The 19,576-nt window shown below is 71.2% G+C and carries 16 protein-coding genes and 1 pseudogene; 13 read left to right on the top strand and 4 right to left on the bottom strand.

The genetic code is table 11. The features are described from left to right. The first annotated feature begins 61 nt into the window (after positions 1-61). The 3 genes and pseudogenes from F3T56_RS26430 to F3T56_RS26435 all read left to right on the top strand — a co-directional run bounded on the left by F3T56_RS26430 (position 62) and on the right by F3T56_RS26435 (position 1,510). On the top strand, positions 62-685 hold the full coding sequence (locus F3T56_RS26430; protein ID WP_246203887.1) for a hypothetical protein: 624 nt from the start codon (positions 62-64) through the stop codon (positions 683-685). Then, positions 610-876 (top strand): sensor histidine kinase, encoded by a 267-nt coding sequence (locus F3T56_RS48225; protein WP_246203889.1) that lies wholly within the window; start codon positions 610-612, stop codon positions 874-876. The genes F3T56_RS26430 and F3T56_RS48225 overlap by 76 nt, the downstream gene beginning before the upstream one ends. Then, a pseudogene (locus tag F3T56_RS26435) lies at positions 873-1,510 on the top strand (response regulator transcription factor). The gene F3T56_RS48225 and the pseudogene F3T56_RS26435 overlap by 4 nt, the downstream one beginning before the upstream one ends. Positions 1,511-1,536: 26 nt before the next feature. On the opposite strand, the gene F3T56_RS26440 reads toward F3T56_RS26435, so the two are convergent. Continuing rightward, positions 1,537-5,778 (bottom strand): bifunctional nitrate reductase/sulfite reductase flavoprotein subunit alpha, encoded by a 4,242-nt coding sequence (locus F3T56_RS26440; protein ID WP_149827858.1) that lies wholly within the window; start codon positions 5,776-5,778, stop codon positions 1,537-1,539. Between the two features lie 349 nt (positions 5,779-6,127). Here F3T56_RS26440 and F3T56_RS26445 point away from each other — a divergent pair, with 349 nt between their 5' ends. The 4 genes from F3T56_RS26445 (at position 6,128) to F3T56_RS26460 (ending at position 9,012) form a co-directional block, all read left to right on the top strand. Then, a complete protein-coding gene (locus tag F3T56_RS26445) occupies positions 6,128-6,517 on the top strand; it encodes a cell division protein SepF (RefSeq protein WP_149827901.1) in 390 nt (129 codons plus the stop codon). A 108-nt stretch (positions 6,518-6,625) separates the two neighbouring features. Then, complete coding sequence (locus F3T56_RS26450; RefSeq protein ID WP_149827859.1) at positions 6,626-7,900, top strand: AAA family ATPase; 1,275 nt, start codon at positions 6,626-6,628, stop codon at positions 7,898-7,900. Next, positions 7,887-8,249, top strand: coding sequence for a nucleotide pyrophosphohydrolase (locus F3T56_RS26455; protein ID WP_149827860.1), 363 nt, complete (start codon positions 7,887-7,889; stop codon positions 8,247-8,249). Before F3T56_RS26450 ends, F3T56_RS26455 begins: the two co-directional genes overlap by 14 nt. Positions 8,250-8,535: 286 nt before the next feature. Next, the gene (locus F3T56_RS26460) at positions 8,536-9,012 is read left to right on the top strand and encodes a DUF6099 family protein (RefSeq protein WP_149827861.1); all 477 of its coding nucleotides are present in this window, start codon (positions 8,536-8,538) and stop codon (positions 9,010-9,012) included. Between the two features lie 225 nt (positions 9,013-9,237). Here F3T56_RS26460 and F3T56_RS26465 read toward each other — a convergent pair whose 3' ends face one another. Next, positions 9,238-9,714, bottom strand: a complete 477-nt coding sequence (locus F3T56_RS26465) for a nuclear transport factor 2 family protein (protein ID WP_149827902.1) — start codon at positions 9,712-9,714, stop codon at positions 9,238-9,240. Positions 9,715-9,884: 170 nt separating this feature from the next. Here F3T56_RS26465 and F3T56_RS26470 point away from each other — a divergent pair, with 170 nt between their 5' ends. Next, positions 9,885-10,658 (top strand): hypothetical protein, encoded by a 774-nt coding sequence (locus F3T56_RS26470; RefSeq protein WP_149827862.1) that lies wholly within the window; start codon positions 9,885-9,887, stop codon positions 10,656-10,658. A gap of 238 nt (positions 10,659-10,896) precedes the next feature. Here the strand turns inward: F3T56_RS26470 and F3T56_RS46410 are convergent, their stop codons facing one another. Continuing rightward, positions 10,897-11,061, bottom strand: coding sequence for a hypothetical protein (locus F3T56_RS46410; RefSeq protein ID WP_172639150.1), 165 nt, complete (start codon positions 11,059-11,061; stop codon positions 10,897-10,899). Positions 11,062-11,303: 242 nt separating this feature from the next. On the opposite strand from F3T56_RS46410, the gene F3T56_RS26475 reads away from it, so the two are divergent. The 5 genes from F3T56_RS26475 to F3T56_RS26495 all read left to right on the top strand — a co-directional run bounded on the left by F3T56_RS26475 (position 11,304) and on the right by F3T56_RS26495 (position 19,274). Beyond that, a complete protein-coding gene (locus tag F3T56_RS26475) occupies positions 11,304-12,227 on the top strand; it encodes an LLM class F420-dependent oxidoreductase (protein WP_149827863.1) in 924 nt (307 codons plus the stop codon). A gap of 194 nt (positions 12,228-12,421) precedes the next feature. Next, positions 12,422-12,802, top strand: a complete 381-nt coding sequence (locus tag F3T56_RS26480; protein ID WP_149827864.1) for a CU044_2847 family protein — start codon at positions 12,422-12,424, stop codon at positions 12,800-12,802. A gap of 3 nt (positions 12,803-12,805) precedes the next feature. After that, positions 12,806-14,959, top strand: coding sequence for a VMAP-C domain-containing protein (locus F3T56_RS49395; RefSeq protein WP_149827865.1), 2,154 nt, complete (start codon positions 12,806-12,808; stop codon positions 14,957-14,959). Next, complete coding sequence (locus tag F3T56_RS26490; RefSeq protein WP_149827866.1) at positions 14,956-15,906, top strand: AAA family ATPase; 951 nt, start codon at positions 14,956-14,958, stop codon at positions 15,904-15,906. Before F3T56_RS49395 ends, F3T56_RS26490 begins: the two co-directional genes overlap by 4 nt. Before the next feature lie 2 nt (positions 15,907-15,908). Continuing rightward, entirely contained in the window at positions 15,909-19,274 is a 3,366-nt protein-coding gene (locus F3T56_RS26495) for an SAV_2336 N-terminal domain-related protein (RefSeq protein WP_149827867.1), read from the top strand. Here F3T56_RS26495 and F3T56_RS26500 read toward each other — a convergent pair. Next, positions 19,262-19,531 (bottom strand): hypothetical protein, encoded by a 270-nt coding sequence (locus F3T56_RS26500; RefSeq protein WP_149827868.1) that lies wholly within the window; start codon positions 19,529-19,531, stop codon positions 19,262-19,264. The genes F3T56_RS26495 and F3T56_RS26500 overlap by 13 nt on opposite strands. Between the last annotated feature and the right edge of the window lie 45 nt (positions 19,532-19,576).

The following is a 19,576-nucleotide window of genomic DNA, read 5'->3' on the forward strand; positions in this document are numbered from 1 at the left end:
TGTCATGTCTCCGTATGACATCTGTCATGCGGGGAACGCCCGTACGGGCGACAATGGCCGCGTGCGGGACGGGGCGAGCGAGCGCGGGGCAGGGCTGACGAGCTTCCGTCGGTTCACGTGGTGGACCGTGCCGGGGACCACCGTGTTCCTGCTGGTGGTGTTCTTCGGCGAGTGGATCCTGGACACGGACGTGCCCGCCTGGGCCCGTATACCCGCCGCCGCGGCCCTCGTGGTCGACACGGTGGCGAGCGCGGTGCTGCTGGGCGGCTGGCTGACGCTGTCGGCGGCGGCCGACGGCTCACGTCCCGTATGGCCGCCGAGGACTTGGCTGTTCGCCGCGATCGCCGCCACCGTCGTGCTCGCGGTGCTGCCGCTGGCCCGGCGCGACTACGGGCTGTGGGCGGTCGCGCCCGCTGTCACCGTGGCGATCTGCGCCACCTATCTCGGGCCGCGCCGCCGCCGTTCGCTGATCGTCGGCGCGGTGCTGCTCGCCCCGCTGCCGGGCGCCGCCGTCAGTCTCGCCGCCGGGGACGGGAAGTTGGCGTACGCCGCGCTCTTCCCGGCCGGGCTGGTCTGCTGGGCCTGGTCATGCGGGAGGCAACGACGAACGTGCTCCGCCACAGCCGGGCCCGCTACGCCGAGGTCGACTACCGGGTCACCGACGGTCGCGCCCGGCTGCGGGTGACCAACGACGGCGCCGACGAACCTCCCGGCTCCGGTGACGGGACGGGGCTGACCGCCCTGGCCGAGCGACTACGGGCGGCCGGAGGCGAGTTGACGTGGCACCGCGACGGCGACCGCTTCATGGTCACGGCCTCGCTGCCGCTGGGCTCGACGGGCACGACAACCGATCACGTGAAGGAAGTGGCCCGATGATCCGGCTCCTCATCGCCGACGACGAGGACCTCCTCAGAAGCGCCCTGGCCGCCCTGCTCGCGCTGGAGGACGACCTGACCGTGGTGGCCGAGGCGGCCACCTCCACCGACGCCGTACGGCTCGCCCGCGAACACCGCCCCGACATCGCCGTACTGGACCTGGAGATGCCGCCCACGGACGGGCTGCGCGCGGCCGAGGAGATCGGGGCGAACTGCCCACCCGGACCATCATGGTCACCCGGCACGCCCGCCCCGCGGTGCTGCGCCGGGCCCTGGCCGCCGGAGTACGCGGCTTCGTGCCCAAGACCACCCCGGCCGCCCGGCTGGCGGAGATCATCCGCGACATCGCAGCCGGAAGCCGCTATGTCGACCCTTTCATCGTCGCGTCCGCGCTGACCGAGGACGACTGCCCGCTCAGCGACCGCGAGTTGCAGGTCCTACGAGCCGCCCGCACCGGCGCCTCGGTGGCCGAGATCGCCACCGAGGTCCACCTGGCCCAGGGCACCGTCCGCAACTACCTCTCCGCCGCGATGTCGAAACTGGGCGCCCCGACCCTCCCCCACGCTCGGCTTCGCTCGCGCGGGGGGACCCCCATCGCGGCCGCCCACCACGCCTGGCAGCAGGGCTGGATCTGAACCCTGACCCTCCGAGGGCGCGTGGCTCAATACACGTCCCGCACGTACCGTTTCTCGCTCGCCAGCTGCTTCACGTACGCGGCCGCCTCGGCCTCGCTCAGCCCTCCATGGGTGATCGCGATGTCCCGCAGTGCCTGGTCGACATCCTTCGCCATGCGGGCGGCGTCGCCGCAGACGTAGAAGCGGGCGCCGTCCTGGAGCCAGTGCCACAGCTCGGGGCCGTGCTCGCGCATCCGGTCCTGGACGTAGACCTTGGCGCGCTGGTCGCGGGAGAAGGCGGTGTCCAACCGGCTGAGTACGCCCCCCTGCTGAAGTTCCGTCAGTTCATCCTCGTAGTAGAAGTCCGTGGCCCGGTGCTGTTCGCCGAAGAACAGCCAGTTGGGCGCCCGGTGGCCGAGGGCCTGTCGCTCCTGGAGGAAGCCGATGAAGGGGGCGACGCCGGTGCCGGGGCCGACCATGACCATCGGGGTCGTGGGGTCCGACGGCGGCCGGAAGTGCGGCGAGCGCTGCACGAACACCGGCACCTCCATGTCCTGCTCGCCGTCCGCGAGGAAGGGCGAGCAGACCCCGCCGCGCGGGCGCCCGTGGAGGTTCTCGTACCGCACGACGGAGACCGTCAGCGAGATGTGCCGCGGATCGACGAGCGGGCTCGACGAGATCGAGTACAGCCGGGGCTGGAGCCGTTTGAACACCCCGGCCCACTCCTGCGCGGAGGCCCGTACGGCGAACTCGGCCACCACGTCCACGGCCTGCCGCCCCCACGACCACTTCGCCAGCCCGTCTTTGTTGTCCGGGCGCATCAGTTTCTTCAACTCCCGGTTGTCACGCGTCCGTTCGGAGACGAAGCGCAGCAGGTCCGAGGTGATCCGCGTGATGTCGAGATGCCTGTGCAACGCCTCGGCGAAGGGCAGCTCACCGACACCGGCGACCTCCACGGCGGTCGAGCCGTCCAGGCCGGTCGCCGCCAGCCATTCCGTCACCAGGCCGAGCGAGTTGACCGGCCGTACGCCGAGCGCGTCGCCCGCCTCGTACGACAGTCCCGTCCCGCTTGTGTCGAACGTGAACCGGCGCACCTCCTTCCCCGCCCCGGGCCGGCTGAGCAGCCGGTTGCCGATGAGCCGCGCGTTGGCGGGCGCGGGCTTGGCGGAACGGGGGGCGGGGGCGGGTACGGCCGTGGGGGCCGTTGACGGCTTGGCTTCCGTCTCCGTCCCCGTACCGAGCGCGGTGATGACCTGGTCGAGCCAGGCGTCCGCCGACGGCTCGTAGTCCGGCTCGCAGTCCGTACGCGGGGCCAGCCGCACCGCGCCCAGCTCGTCGAGCCGTGCGTCGAGGCGTCGGCCGTGCCCGCAGAAGTCGTCGTACGAGGAGTCCCCGAAGGCCAGCACGGCATAGCGCACGCCGTCCAGGCGCGGGGCCTCCCGGTGGGCGAGGGCCTCCCAGAACCCGGAGCCGTTGTCGGGCGCGTCGCCGTCGCCGAAGGTGCTGGTGATGAGCAACAGGTCGGCGCCGTGCGGCAGTTGACCCGGCTCGGTCTCGTCCATGCCGATCAACGTCGCCCGGTGCCCGGCGGCCCCCAGATGCTCGGCGGCCGCCACCGCGAACTCCTCCGCGGTCCCCGTCTGCGAGGCCCACAGCACGACCACCTCACGCCCGGCGGGCTCGACGACGACGGGAGCCGCGACGCTCGGAGCCGCCGCTCGCGAGTACATCCCGGCGAGCACCCCGTTCACCCACAACGCGTGCTCAGGACTGAACGGCGCGTCCGCCGGCAACACGGGCACGCCCTGCACACCGGGGCCGAGTCCCGCGAGGAACCCGGTGAGGTACTGGCGCTCCTGAGCGGAGAGGACGGGCGGGGGAGCAGGCTCCAGCCCGAGCACGGCCATGGTGGCGCCGGGACTGGGCACGGCCATGGTGGCTCCGGGCGAGGACACGTCGGTGCTGTAGGACACGTCGGTACTGGGGATGGACCCCATACCTGGCGGGGCCATCCCAGCCCCGGCCGGCACCAACTCAGCTCGTCCGGCGTTTGAGGACGAGCCCGAAGGGCGATCAGCCCCCCACCCACCCGCAGACGACCCACCCACCCGCTCGGCGGAGCCCAGCCGTGGGGGCGAGGAAACTCTGGTCACCCCCACCGCACACACCTTCAACTCCGGCTGGAACGACAACGGATCCACCGCGTCACTCGTCACCGCGTTGATGCTCAGATACTCCCCGAACAGATCGTTCCAGTGGAACGGCGCGAACAGACACCCCGGCCGCACCCGATCCGTCACGACAGCCGGCAGCACGGCCCGCCCTCGCCGCGACGCGACCTCGACGGAGTCGCCCTCAGCGATCCCCAGCCGCTCGGCGTCCTCCGGATGCACCTCCACGAACGGCCCGGGGTTCAGTTTGTTGAGCTTGGCGACCTTGCCCGTCTTCGTCAGCGTGTGCCACTGATGCTGCAACCGCCCGGTGTTGAGCACGAACGGATAGTCGTCGTCCGGCATCTCGGCGGCCGGCATGTGCGGCCGCGCATGGAACACGGCCCGCCCACTGGCCGTGGGGAAGGTGAGCCCTCCGTCCTCGTCCACATACCGAATGGGATTCCGCGCAGGACCGTCCTCCTCAGCCAAAGGCCACTGCACAGTGGTGGACCCCAGCCGCTCGTACGTCACCCCCCGCAGATCCCACCCGGTCTTCGGGTTCCACGCCTGCTTGATCTCCTCGAAGACCTGCTCGGCACTGTCGTACGAGAACCCCTTCTCGAACCCCATCTCCCGGGCGACGGCCGCGACGATTCGCCAGTCGGCCATCGCCTCACCGGGCGGATCGGCGGCGGGGGCCGCGAGCGTCAGATTCCGCTCGCTGTTGATGAGGACGCCCTCGGACTCGGTCCACAGCGCACCCGGCAGTACGACATCGGCGTACGCGTTGGTCTCGGTGTCGGCGAAGACGTCCTGCGTGACGACGAACTCGGCGGCCTCAAGACCCTCGATCACGGTCTTCCGATTGGCGACGGACGCCACAGGATTCGTGCAGATGATCCAGCAGGCCTTGATCTGCCCCTCGGCCATCTTCTGGAACATCTCGACCGTGCCCTTGCCGACGCCGTCCTTCCGTAGCGTCTCCGGCGCCAGCCCCCACAGCTCCTCGACGAACGCCCGCTCCTCGTCCACGAGCACGGACCGTTGCCCAGGCAGCCCGGGCCCCATGTACCCCATCTCGCGCCCGCCCATGGCGTTGGGCTGCCCGGTGAGCGAGAAGGGGCCGCTGCCCGGACGGCAGATGGCACCGGTGGAGAGGTGCAGATTGACGAGGGCGTTGGTGTTCCAGGTGCCGTGCGTGGACTGGTTGAGCCCCATCGTCCAGCAGCTCGTCCACTCCGCCGCCTCGCCGATCAGCCGCGCGGCCTCCCGGATGTCTTCCTCCGCGAGCCCTGTGATCCCGGCGACGACGTCCGGCGGATACTCGGCGAGGAAGTCGGGCATCGCCTCCCAGCCCTCGGTGTACGCGGCGATGAACTCGGGGTCGGTGTGTCCGTCGACGTGCAGCAGATGCAGCAGCCCATTGAGCAGCGCGAGATCCGTACCGGGACGTATCTGCAGGAACAGATCGGCCTTCTCGGCGGTCGCCGTACGCCGCGGGTCGACGACGATCAGCTTCGCCCCCGCCTTCACCCGCTCCATCATCCGCAGGAACAGAATCGGGTGGCAGTCCGCCATGTTCGAGCCGATGACGAGGAAGACGTCCGCCTTGTCGAGATCCTCGTACGAGCCGGGCGGCCCGTCGGCGCCCAGCGAGAGCTTGTAGCCGGTGCCGGCGCTGGCCATGCACAGCCGGGAGTTCGACTCGATCTGGTTGGTGCGGATGAAGCCCTTGGCCAGCTTGTTCGCCAGGTACTGCGCTTCGAGGCTCATCTGGCCGGAGACATAGAAGGCGAACGCGTCGGGCCCGTGCTCGTCGATGATCGCGCGCAGCCGCCGGGCGGTCTCGGCGATCGCGTCGGCGACGGGCGCGGGGACCGGCTCGTCGCCCCGGTCGTCCCGCACGAGGGCGGTGGTGAGCCGGCCCGGTGCCGCGAGCATGTCGGCGGTGGTCGCGCCCTTGGTGCACAGGCGGCCGAAGTTCGCCGGGTGGGACTTGTCACCGGTCGCCTTCAGGACCGTACGCCGTCCGTCGGGACCCATCCCGACGTCCAGGAGCATGCCGCAGCCGACACCGCAGTACGAGCACACGGTCCGCACCTGGGTCGTGGTGCTCGGCGGGCCCTGTGCGGCCACGGGCGGCCCCTCTCTGTCGGTGTCCGGTCGGTCTCCGGTACGGCTGCCGGCCAGTGACTGCTCAGTATCCGAGTCGATGTCCGGCAGGCCCGATCGTACGAATTGCCCGTTACGCCGATGTCACATGGCCTGATCATGAGGGGTTACGCCCGCCACACACGGCCCGGCGGGGAGCTGTGAGGGCGGGAACCAGTCGATGTACCGGCCGATCTACCGGCCCATGTGGCGGCCGATGTGACAGGTGAGGGTGTCGCGGTCCGTGTCGCTGTTGGGCCGAACGGGTGACCATGCGTAAGAATTGGCCGATGCAGTCAGTCAGTGCGAGCCAGGGGGAAGGCCGGTGAACAGGGTGAACAGCCACGATGTCACCGACGAACAGTGGGAGGGGCTCGCTCAGGTCGTGCCGCTGCGGGGCCGGGACGCATGGCCGTCCGCGGTCGGCCACCGGGCCATACCGGAGGCCGAGACCGAGGCCAGACGCCGTTTCGTCGTCCTGCGCGTCAATGTCTTCGCGGACGCCCGCGAGGTCGCCGAGACGCTGATGGCGGGCGTTCCGGTGCTCCTCGACCTGTCCGGCGCGGAGACGGACGTCGCCAAGCGCGTACTGGACTTCAGTACGGGTGTCGTCTTCGGACTCGCCAGCGGAATGCACCGCGTCGACCGGAACGTGTTCCTCCTCACACCGCCGGGAACCGAGGTGCGAGGGCTGATGGAGGGGGCGGGGGTGCCGGGGGTGTGAGGCCCCGCGCGGGCGCTCCCCGGGGCTGGTCGGGGGCGCTCCCTCGATCGTAGGAAGATCGGCCGGACGGAACGGTTTGCCGGACAAGCGGACCATTACTGTCCGCATATGACCGCGTCACCCCTGTCACCGGCGCCACCCTTGTCATCGGCGTCGCCCTTGTCGCCGACGTCACTGACGCCACCGGCATCGCCGTCGTCGTCGCCGCCGTCGGTGCGCGACGAGCAGCGCGTCGCCGAAGTGCGCCCGGACCGGCCCGGCGTCACCGAACTGCGGCTCTCCGCCTTCGCCGGGCACCGCGGTGCCGTCCTCCCGCTGGGGCCGCTGACCCTGCTTGCGGGGCACAGCGGCAGCGGCAAGTCGACCGCGCTCCGGGCGTACGAGGCGCTGGCGCGGCTCGGCGGTGGCGCCCGGCTCGGCGAGGCGTTCCGGGACCCGGCGGGCTGTGTGCCCGAGCGGGCCCGCCCGGACGCCCAGCGGCGACGCGGCTTCCGTATCGGCTGCACCACCGACGGCCCCGAGGGACCGGTACGACTCGACGTCGCCGTCCAGGCCGAGCCCGAACTCCGCATCGTGGGCGAGCGGTTGACGGCAGGCGGGCTCACCCTGCTGCAGACGGCACTGGTCGACCCGTCCCGCCCCGTCGTCCAGGCATCCTGGCACACGGCGGGCTCGACCCCTGTCACCCGTGGCCCCCTCCCCGACGACCGGCTCGGCACCGTCCTGCTCCCGCTGCGCGTCGCGGGCCGGACGGACGGCCAGCGGCGGGTGCTCGCCGCCGCCGAGCAGACGGTGGTCGCGCTGCGCTCGGTCTTCGCCTGCGACCCTCGCCCCGGCCGCATGCGCGAGGCCGTACCCCTCGGCTCCGGACGGCTCCTGCCGGGCTGCGACAACCTCGCCGACGTGCTGTGGCGTACGCGGACGGAGTGCGGCCGCCGCCACGCGCAACTCGTCGCGGCGGTCCGGGACGGCTGCGCGGGCCCGGTGGCGGACCTGCTTGCCGAACCACTGCGGGACGGCCTGGTACGGGATGGTCTGGTGCGGGCGGTGCTGGACCGGGGTGACGGCGTACGGACGGCCCTCGGCCTGCTCGGCGACGGCGAGTTGAGGTATCTGGCGCTGGCCCTGGTGCTGTTCACCGGGCCCGGGGTGCTGGAGGTCGACCCGGTCGCGGAAGTACCGGCGGCCCTGCAGACCCTCACGGTTCTCGCCGACGGTTTCGACCGCTCCCTGGACCCCCGCCAGGCGCTGGAGTTGGTGCGGCTGGCGGCCCGGATGTGCGGGCGCGGCCATATCCGGCTGGTGGGCGCGGTGAGTGACGCGTCCTGGGCCACCGGGGTGCCAGGGGCGATGGTGGTACACCTGAACCGTGAAAGATCCTGAATCCGCGGGGAAACCGGACCTGCCGGCACTCCAGCGCCGACTCGCCGAGTTCGCCGCCGCGCGTCACTGGCAGCCGTACCACACCCCCAAAAACCTCGTCTCGGCCCTCAGTGTCGAGGCCGCCGAACTCGTCGAGATCTTCCAGTGGTTGACGCCGGGGGAGTCGTCCCGCGTGATGGAGGACCAGGCGACGGCCGCCAGGGTGACGGACGAAGTCGCCGACGTCCTCGCCTACTTGCTCCAGCTCTGCGAAGTCCTCGGCATCGATCCACTGTCGGCGCTGGATGCGAAGATCGACCGCAACGAGCGGAGATTTCCGGCGCCGGGGCGCCATGACGACAAGCCCTGACGACGCGCCATGACGACGTGCCATGACGACGTGCCATGACGACGTGCCATGACGACGTGCCATGACGACGCGCCATGACGACGCGCCATGACGACGCGCCTTGACGATGAGGACACCAATCCACTTGTCACTCTCCGGAGTTGAAAAGTTGTCCACAGTCGACTTGTTATCCACAGATTTCAGGCTTCCTCTGGCTTTCTGTCTCACCGACCCTCACTGTGGGTAATGGACAGACAAGAGTTCGGGCGGACGTGTGAGAGCGCGTCGGGACAGTCGGGAGCAGCGCATGGATGCGGTGCGGCTTATCTTGGCGAGCAGGCGTGCTCTGGCGGGCACCGTCGAAGGGCCTCGGATCATGGCGGAGGCGTGGCAGGCGTACGCCCTCGCCCAGGCGATCGGCAGCCGCCTCGCCGTCTCGGGCCCACCCGAACTGCGCGGCGAGGCCCTGGGGTTGACCGAGCTGGCCGGCAGCGGCTGCGGCATACTCGGCGCCCCGCCCCTCGGCGTAGGCGATTTACGTGCCGCCCAGCTCACCGAGTTGGGCGACGCCCACGACTCCCTCGACCGCCTCGGCGCTCTCCTCGGCGAGGTCGGCATCGCCCTCGTCGGCCTCGCCAGCGCGGCCGACGACGAAGCGACCTACTGGCAGTGCATGGAGGCCATCGACGCGGCGGACGAGGCCCGCGACCGAGTCCTGGAAATGATCCGCAGACTGGCAGCAAGAGACAAGGTCCTGTCAGAACGGGACGCGTCACCGGGCTGAGGGTGATGAGGGGGGCGGGCTGGGTCGGTGGGGTCAGGCTGAGCCTTTCGCAGCCAGGGGCCGACCTACTAGGGCCCGGGGATGTATCGATATGTGGCTCCGCCGCGTGGGCGCGACCACCTTCGGCCGGAAACATCATCGAGACCGGCACGGAGTCCTACCGGCTCGCCGGTACCAGGGCGGCCCGAGCGTAGGATCCCGCGGCGGGCTGAGTGCTGACCTTGATCAGGACTGGCCGGCGCTTTCCAGACGTTCCGTCGGCCCGCCGAAAGGCAGGACGAGGGTCCGTGTCGCCAGGAGCCAGGTGCCGTCGATCTTGCGGAAGGTGTCCTGGTAGTGGCCGATGTTCGCCGGCAACCGGGGCGCCACCAGCGTGCCCTCGGCATAACCGTCGACTCGGTACGTCGCGAAATAGGTGGTCGCTGCCGCAGTGTCCGGAGAGTCGACGGTTACCAGGATGTTCGTGCACATGCGCCGGGACAAACGATCCACCGGTCGAGAGCCGAAGTACTTCCGCAAAGCCTCCCGGCCTTCAATCCGCCGCTGGTCATACGGCCAATCCCAGACACCGTCGGGAGTGAAGAGGTCGGAGACCGTACTCGGCTCACCGAGGTCGAGCCGACGGACGAGCTCCAAGATCACACGTTCGCAGGCGCGTTCCGCGAGGAGACGCTCAATCGGGTCAAGATCGCTAGTGGTCATCTCCACTTCCTACCAGTCCTCTTCATGCGTCCACACCGCAGCCGGGGGAGCCGTCCGATCCCGCCCGCCATCTGATCACGCGCCGCGCTCCGGGCGGCGAGGACCGGCCGCTCGGCTTCCAGGAGGCCCTGGAGGACTGGACGACCCGTATCAAGAACGCTCCTTCGTACATGGACGACAGGATGATGCGGCCCGGCTTCTGGGTCATCATTCCTTCGGGATGGCGCTGGCTCTGCGAGTTCGCGGTGTCGGAGCTCGCCGACCGGCTGGCTCCTGGCATGCCTCCGGTGACCATAGGCCCCGAGGCCGAGCGGTTGAGCAAGCTGGCCCAGGAGGCGGTCACCGCCCTACGCACTCCCCTGGACATTTCAGTGCCCACGCCCCACGTGCCGTGGATCGCCCAGACACCCCGCCGTGTCAGCGACACACCGGATCTGCCGGTACGGCTGAGGGAGCTGCGCGCGGCGGCCTGGCGGGCCGCCGAGGTCATACCGTCCCCCGAGGAATTGAAGGCCGACAACGACTTCTCCCTGACGATGGATATCGCGGTCGCCGCGTCCGGCGTTCGCGCGATGCTCACAGGCCGCCCCGCGCCGGCCTGGCGTGACGACCCCGAGGAGATCGATCCGTCCCGCCACCTCGTGTCGAGGACATTTGCGGCCGACGGTTCGAAGCGGCCGACACCTTTCGCCGAGGAAGCCGACCGCTGGGGCGCCCGGCTCGCGAAGTCACCCGCGCCCTGGACACCCACGGAGCACCGACTGCCGCCCGACCCCGACCGCGGCGACACCGACCGCGACCTCTCGGTCACCCAGGCAGGCATTCTCGCCGGGATACTCGACGAACTTGCAGTCCGCCTCCGCCCCGGATTCCACAGCGGAGTGATCCACTACAGCGCCTACGACCTGGCCCGCTTCCTCGCCCGGCCGTTCCGATTCGTCTGAGAGAAGCTTGCCGCTGTGGCGGGCGATGCCACGCGCTGCTCCAGATCGTCGACGACGCTTTCGCCGAGTGGCTGGTTGTTGCGCACCCACGTCTGCGCGATTGGCCCGGGCCGACAGCCCCTCGCCCGCTTCGTGCGGGTCCGAAGCAAACCCGGAGACCCGCTGAGGCAGCGGCGCAGACGACGAACGCCCGGCCGAAGCAGGGGCGGCCGGGCGCAGTCGGGGCAACTCGGGAAGGTCAGGCCGTGTCGTTCTCCTCCGCGGCAGCGCCCCGAGCCGAAAGGTCCGCGTCGAGCTGGGACAGGTCCGCGTTCAGGGCAGCCATCAACTCCTCCATCTGCTGGAGCAGACCCTTGGGCTGCGCAGGCACGGTGACCTGCTCCGGCACGGCTTCCTGGGACATGTGACGGCCTCCTCGGCCCTCGCCCCCCGTGGGGGCACGTATGGCAGACGTCCCGGCAGCGGCCGCCGGCGACGGGTGCCGGGCGGTCCGGCTCCTCCCGAGCAACGATCTCCGTTCCCGCCGGTCACTGGCCAAGTCCCGTCCGCTACACAGGATTGACGGATTTTCACCCGACCGGGGACCGGTGGTAGCGGCCGGGACCGGTGAGGTTGACCGGTGTGCGAGCGTGCAGGATGGGAGACATGGATCTGCGAATCTTCACCGAGCCCCAGCAGGGGGCGACCTATGACACCCTCCTCACCGTCGCCAAGGCCACCGAGGACCTCGGCTTCGACGCCTTTTTCCGCTCCGACCACTATCTCCGTATGGGTTCGGTGGACGGTCTGCCCGGGCCCACCGACGCCTGGATCACCCTGGCCGGCCTCGCCCGCGAGACCAAGCGCATCCGGCTCGGCACACTGATGACCGCAGGAACCTTCCGCCTGCCCGGCGTGCTCGCGATCCAGGTCGCGCAGATCGACCAGATGTCCGGCGGCCGGGTCGAACTCGGCCTGGGCGCGGGCTGGTTCGAGGAGGAGCACAAGGCGTACGGCATTCCGTTCCCCAAGGACAAGTTCGCCCGCCTGGAAGAGCAGCTGGCCATCGTCACCGGCCTGTGGGCCACGGAGGTCGGCAAGACCTTCTCGTACGAGGGCACCTATTACCAGCTGACCGACTCGCCCGCGCTGCCCAAGCCCGCGCAGGCGAAGGTGCCGGTGCTCATCGGCGGCCACGGCGCGAGCCGCACTCCGCGCCTCGCAGGGCAGTACGCTGACGAGTTCAATATGCCGTTCGCCGGGATCGAGGACACTGAGCGCCAGTTCGGCCGGGTGCGTAAGGCCGCCGAGGCGGCCGGCCGCAAGGCTGACGACCTGGTGTACTCGAACGCGATGGTCGTCTGCGTGGGCAAGGACGACGCCGAGGTGGTCCGCCGCGCCGCCGCCATCGGCCGCGAGGTCGACGAACTCAAGGCCAACGGCCTCGCCGGCTCCCCGGCGGAGGTCGTCGACAAGATCGGCCGCTACCAGGCGATCGGCTCCCAGCGGATCTATCTCCAGATCCTGGACCTCGACGACCTGGACCACCTGGAGCTGATCTCGGCGCAGGTGCAGTCGCAGCTGTCGTAGCGAACGACACGGCAGCCCCGCGCCCCACCGGGACGCGGGGCTGTGTCGATCCGCGGCCCCACCACGTGGGCGTCCCTTCCGGCCCTTGTCGCGGAAGCCGCGGTGTGAGCGTTGTGGAAGTCCCCCGTGCGCAGGGGCATGCGGATGGGGACGAAGGGGTATCGAGATATCCCGATGATCGGCGAGGGGGAAGCGTGCCGAATTTCAGCGAGTTGCAGCTGTCCGACGGTACGGCCGTGCGAGTGGAGCTCAGCCAGGGGGACGGGACCCCGGTCGCTGCGGAGCCGGTCGAGGATCTTCCGGAGGGCATGGGACGGACCGTGCCGGTGTCCCGGGGCGGTCAGGCCGTCGCCTCGTTCGCGCTGGAGACGCTGCGCAGCACACTGCGCCCGCTCGGGCCGTTCCTCCAAGAGGTGCACGACGCGGTCGTGGACTCGGGGCGCCCGCCGCAGGAGGTGAACGTCACCTTCGGTGTGCAGGTCGGGCAGGACCTGAAGCTCGGCATCGTGGGCGGCAGCGGCCAGGCCCTGCTGACGATTTCTGCGACCTGGCAGCCGACGCCGACCACGGGCTGACGCATGGGCTGGTTCCTCAAGGCCGCCCGGTCGGCCTCGGCGGACCCGAGGTACAGCGTCGTCTCCGTACTGGGCGCCGCCGGGACGAGCGTCGGAGGGGGCGTGCTGCTGGCCCCCGACCAGCTGCTCACCTGCGCGCACGTCGTCAACGACGCCCTCGGCAGAGCCCCGTTCGACACCCGGCATCCCGTCGGCCGGAGCATCCCCGTCGCGCTGCACGGCCCCTCCGGCACAGCCCGCCACACCACCCGGGTCTCCTACTGGGTGCCCGCCCGCCGCCGTGACGGGGTGCCCGGTGTGCGGGAGAACAGGGACCACGAGTGGCTCGGCGACCTGGCGGTCCTGCAGTTGGAGGCGATGCCCGCGAGACCCGTGCCCCTGCCGGAGTGGCAGCCCATGGAGCCGGGCCAGTCTCTGCGCGCCTGGCACGGAACCGGGTTGAGCAGTTCGTTCGCCGACGTACGGGTCAAGACGTGCGACGGGGTCATCGCCTACATGGACGGCGATGCGACCGGCATGGCCATCGCGCCCGCGTACAGCGGCGGTCCGCTGTGGGCGGTCAGCCGGAACGCCGTCGTCGGGATCGTCGCCGCGCACATCATGCCGCCCACCCATCCGACGACCGGTCTGCCCGAGCCGTTCCACTCCCAGAACGTCGCGCGGCGCAGCTGGGGAATCCCCTGGCAGCGCATCGAGAACGAGCTGCGTGCCGTTGGCGCCGCCGCGCTGTTCGACCTGCCTGAGCCCGACCCGGAGGATCCGGCCCTGCCGCTCTTGACGGACCTGCTGGACCGATGCATGCCCTCCCCGTCACTGCGGGGCGACCACGCCAGGGCCGTGGCCGAACGCTGCGGATACGGATACGCCGACCAGGAGACCGCCCCCACCACGGAGGAGTTCGCGCGGCTGCTGCTCACCGAACCGCGGGCACTGGCCACGCTCGTCGAGGTGCTCCAAAGACGCGATCCCGCCGCCGTACCGGAACTCCTGGCGGCCGGCCGGCTCTCCGAGATCCCGAAACTGCTGTCCCCAAGGGAACACCGCAGGCTCATGCACCTCCTGGGCCTGCTGCCCGCACCCATCAAGGCCCGCCTGACGGAAGCGGTCCGGGCCGCGCTGCCGCTGGCCGCCGCCTTCCCCGGCGACGACAGCCCGGAGGCACTGCTGGACCACCTGGAGTGCCTGCCGGGGGACAGCCGCACCGAGGCGGACGGCCTGCGGGTGCCCGGCCTGCTGCGGGTGATCGAGTACGTGGCTGTCCTGTGCACGCCCGCGCAGCGCGCCGACCTTCGGCTGTGGTGCAACAGCGTCGTCGACCGCCTGGGCATTCCCCGCCCCTCCCTCGCCGAACGCCGCTCGGACGCCGAGGACTGGGCCCGTGCCCAACGCCGACGGACCGCTCCCTCACGCGTACTGGCGCGGATCACCCGCGCAGCCGCCGACCGCTACCGGCTGCGGATGTGGTGCGACGAGGGCGAGGGCCCCCGCCAGGCCTCCACGGACGGCGACACCACCTACAGCGGAGCGGAGGCGGCGGGCGAACTGCTGAGGGTGCTTCAAGCCCTGTACCGGGCGGCCCCCGACGGCCGCCGTCCGCTGCTGGAGGCCCATGTCGACCGGGAAGGACTGAACCTGCCGATCGACGAGTGGAACAGCTCCGCCCCCGACGACCTGGTGCCGGGGGTGCTCGGCGCCGAATACCCACTGGTGGTCATCTGCCCGGAACTCCTGTACCGGTACGAGCGTTTTCTACCCGACTGGCGCCACCGCTGGAGACATCTCGACACGGACGCGTCGCTGTACTTCGGCGACGCGGCCCAGGGCCGGGTCGAGGTCTATGGCGCCCTGTTGGAGAACAAGGACGCCGTCCGTGTCTTCGTGGATGTCCCCCCACGCACCCGTGACGAGATCGTGCAGACCTGTTTGATGATGGGGGTGCCCGTGGTGGTGTGGGACCGTGGCCGACAACCCAGATCGCACGCCGTCGAGCGCATGACGGCGGTGACCGCCCGCGAACTGCCGGAAGGCGTACGGGCCTACCGCGCGAAGACGATCAACCGCCCGCAGGAGTACACCGGACACCCGGTGCTCGCCTGGGCGGACGCGGACCGGGCCGTTCCCCGGCTGCAGCTGTCGGAGCCCTGGGAGAGCATATGAGCACCTCGACAAACGGCAGTTGGCGGATCTTCCGCGGCGACGGCGTACCCCGGTCCGTCACCATGCCGCCCGCTCCGCCCTGGCGCCGCTTCAGATCACCGGGGCGTCCTCCCGCGCCCCTGCCGTATCTGATCGCCCCGGAGCACGCGGACATCGTCAACGCCGCTCTCCATCTGCGCAGGCCCCTGCTGGTGACGGGCCCCGCCGGCACCGGCAAGTCCTCGCTCGCACGGGCCGTCGCCCATGAGCTCAACCTCGGCGAGGTGCTGCGCTGGCCGGTCAACAGCCGCTCCGGAGTGCACGACGCGCTCTACCGGTACGACGCCATCGGCAGGCTCCGGGAGACCACGCTCAGCCGGGACCGGGGCGAGGCGGAACCCTCCATCGGCACGTTCATCCGGCTCGGCCCGCTCGGCACGGCGCTCGCCCCCCACGACATCCCGCGGGCCCTGCTGATCGACGAGATGGACAAGGGGGACGTGGACCTTCCGAACGACCTGCTGACGGTCTTCGAGGAGGGCGTCTTCGAGATCCCCGAACTGGCCCGGCTGCCCGAGGACATGGCGGACGTCGAAGTGCTCACCGCCGACCACAGAGGCTCCACCACCGTCCACGCGGGCCAGGTCCAGTGCACCGAGTTCCCCGTCGTCGTCATCACCAGCAACGGCGAACGGGACTTCCCGCCGGCGTTCCTGCGGCGCTGCATACGCCTGGACCTCCCGGCGCCCGACGAGGGACGGCTGCGCGAGATCGTCGCCGCACACCTGGGGCCGCAGGTGCTGTCGGAGGTCGAGGACCTGCTGCAGGCCTTCCTCCAGCGCCGGGCTCCCGGCGAACTCGCCACCGACCAACTGCTCAACGCCGTGTTCCTGCGGCTCGGCGGAGTGGACCTCGACGCCGACAGCCTGCTGGACGCCGTGCTCCACCGGCTCACGGGGACGGTCTGACCATGTCGCGGGGGACGGAACTGCTGGGCGAGGTCCTCGGCGTGCTCAAGGGAGCGGGCCACGACCTCGACCCGCAGGAGGTCCTCGACACCCTCTGGCTGGCGAGCCGCCTGTCGCCCGACACCGACGACGAACTGCCGCTTCAGCGGGTCCTGCGGCCCACCGCGTCCGCCGCTGTCGCCCCCGTCCAGGAGCAGCCGACCGCCCCCGAGGACGAACGGGAAGAGCCCGACGGCCTGCCCTCGGAATCCGATCTGCCCAGCCTCACCCACCCCGAACTGCACGCCGCACCGCTGCCGCCCCTCCTGCCGGACACGCCGCTCGCCACCCTCCTGAACCGGGGCAGACCGGCCCTGCCCGTGCTCGTCCCCGAGGAGAAGGCGCTCCGCGACGAACTGGTGGTCGGCCGGGCCCTGCGCCCGCTGAAACAGAAACGGCCCAGCCCCTGGCGCGAGGAACTCGACGAGACGGCCACGGCGGCCCTGCTGGCCGAGACCCGGCTCCCCGACGTCGTGATGGGCCCGACGCGCGAGCGCTGGCTGCACCTCGTCGTGCTGGTCGACGACGGCCTGTCGATGCTGCTGTGGCACCGCCTCACCTCCGAACTCCTGACCGCCATGCGGCGCCTCGGGGCCTTCCGGTCGATCGTGGTCCGCGGCATCGACACCCGCTCCGCCCGCGCACCGGCCCTGCACGGAAAGCCCTTCGACACCAGCAGTTCCACCCTGTCCCCTGCCACCCTCCGCGACCCCTCCGGACAGACCCTCGTCCTCCTCGTCAGCGACGGCATGGGCGCGGCCTGGCGGCACGGCGCCGTGCACGACCTCCTGCTGGACTGGGCGACCCGCGGCCCGGTCGCCGTGCTGCACACCCTGCCTCCCGATCTGTGGGCCGGCTCCGGCATCCAGGCCGACCGCTGGCAGGCCACCACCCGCCGCCCCGGCGGCGCCAACACATCCTGGGAGATCAGCGACCGCGTGCTGCCCCGGAAACTGGCCCGGTTCACCGGCGTTCCGGTACCCGTCCTGGAGCCCACCCCGGAATCCCTCGGCGCCTGGACGAGGCTCCTGACCTCGCCCGGCATCACCGTCGAACTCCCCTTGCTGGCCCGCCCCGGGCGGCAGGCGCCGGTCACCGCGTCACGCGAGGTCGGCAGCCTCCAGCACTTCCGGGACGCCGCGTCACCCCAGGCATACCGCCTCGCCGCCCATCTGGCCGCGGTGTCCCCCGTCTCCGTACCGGTGATGCGCCTGGTGCAGTCGGCGGTCCCATGGCAGGCCCGGACCGATCATCTGGCGGAGGTGTTCCTCGGCGGGCTCATCCATCCCTTCCCGGCACCGGTGCCCGGACCGCTGCCGGCCAAGCACCGGATCTTCGACTTCACCGAGGAGTGCAAGAGCGCTCTCCTCGACTCCGTGCCCAGCGGCGAACTGCTGCGTACCAGTCGTCGCATCGGGCGCCGCCTCGAACAACTGGCGGGCAGGTCCCCGGACTTCCCCGCCTGGCTGGCCCACCCGGAGGGAGCGGACCGGCTGCCCGCCGCGTTCCCGTCCTTCACCACGGTCGAACGGCGGCTGATGGCACGCTTCGGCGTCACCGTGCCGGCCCCCACCGTCCCGACGCCGTCCGCCCCCCAGGTCCCACGGCCGCAGATCTGGCACCCCCTGGCCCCCCAGGACCCCGCCAACCTGGGCCCCTACGCCCTGCGCGGCCGACGGCAGGGCGGCCGCACCATCGTCTATCTGGCCCTGGACGACCAGGGCCAGGAGGTGGCGCTGCGCACCGTCCGCCCCGAGCTGCCGGCGTCCACCGCACGGCTGCTGGCGACCGAGGCCGAGGCGCTGCGCCGGATGAACGGCCGCTATGCCCCGGCCCTGCTCGCCACGGACCTGGACGGACGGCCCCCGTGGATCGCCATGCAGCTCTTCCCGTCGACCCACGGCTCCAACGCCCAGCCGCCCCGGCTCGGGGAACTGCTCGACACAGGCCCTTACAGCACCGGCCCCTTCGACATCCTCATCAGCTTCGTACTGGCCTGGCACCTCGCCACCGCGCTGGGCCTCTGTCACCTCAACGGCCTGGCACCGACCGACCTCTCCCCGGACTCCGTCGTCGTCCTGGAGCGTTCCGTGCTCCTCACCGGGCTGTCGGACTGCTCGGTCGACGGCGATTACCACGGCTCCGGCGCCCCACCGACCCCGCAGGACAACATCCTGGCCCTCGGCCGGCTGCTGCAGCTCATCAGCAGCCGGCCGCGCAAGCCGCTGCGGGGAGTGCCCGACAGCATGCACCTGTGGCAGGGCGACACCTGGCAGCCGCTGCGGGAACTCGTCCTGAAGTGCCTCTCACAGGACCCGGCCGACCGCCCCACGGCCACCGAGGTGGCCGACAGAATGGCGCGCTACATCGCCATCGCCCAGGCCATGCGGGGCGGTGGCCCGGCCCCGAGGACGCACGCCCCGGCGCCGGCCCACTGGAAGGCGTCCCTTCCGCCGCTCGAGCCCCGAGCACCGCGTGACACCCCCGAGCCGCGCCTCGGCCGCCGCCCGTTGCTGCGCCCGGCGGGCAACGCCGCCCGCGTGGCACGCGACGCCCTCCGGGCCGCCGTCCGCCGCCCTCTCACGCACAGCAGACGCGTCACCCTGCTCGGTGCCCACCCGAACTGCGGCCGGTCGACGGTCACCGTGGTGCTGGGGGCGATACTCACCGCCGTACGCGGCGAGCCGATCCTGGCCCTGGACGGGGCGCCGACGATGGGCGACCTACACACACATCTCACCCGGCGGGGCTCGCCCCCACGCGGGCTGAGCACGCTGCCGCCGGACGCCGACTACGAGGAGATACGCCGCCACACCAGCCTCACCTCCGCCGGGCTGGAGGTACTGGCCTACCGTCCCCTGCAGTTCACGCCCAGCCTGGCGTACGCGGACGAGTACCGGTGGGCCCTCTCGCTGGCGGCCAGGCATTACCCGGTGGTGCTGACCGACCTGTCCGCGACCCGCGTCGACGAGTCGGCGGACGTGGTGCTGGAGCTGACGGACCGCCTGGTCGTGTGCTGCACGACCGACGAGGAGTCCGTGGACGCGACGGTACGGCTCCTGGCCGGACTGCGCGAACTGGGCCGGGGCACCCTCGCGGACGAGGCCGTCGCCGTGGTGACCGGCCTCGGCGGCGCCAAGCAGCCGACGCCGGACCACGCCAGGTACGGAGCACTCCGGCAGGCGTGCGCGGCGACCGTCTTCATCCCCTTCGACCCGCATCTCTTCGAGCACCGGAGGATCGATCTCGCCCGGCTCAGGGAACGCACCGTCGACTCCTACCTGGACCTCGCCGCGCGTGTGGTGAGCGAGCAGAGTCACGCCGACTGAGCGGACTGAGTGGTCGCGGCGCGCGGCTGCGATGTGCTGCGCGCCCCGGTGGCGGGCGAGTGCTCGGTGCCGGCCGGGCGGGACATCTTGGTGGAGGACGGTGTCATCGCGGAGGTGCGACCCGCCGAGGGCTCCCCGTGGGAGGGGGAGGCGATCGACGGGCGCGGGCTGCCGGCCGTTCCCGGGCTGGTCAACGCGCACACGCACAGCCCCATGGTGCTGATGCGCGTCAGACATGCGGCGGTCGGCGGTCTCACCGCCTCCGCCCTCCTCGGCGGCCTCGTCCTCGCCGGTGGCTTCGC

Origin of the sequence: Streptomyces tailanensis (genome assembly GCF_008386495.1) — a bacterium.
GTDB lineage: Bacteria > Actinomycetota > Actinomycetes > Streptomycetales > Streptomycetaceae > Streptomyces > Streptomyces tailanensis.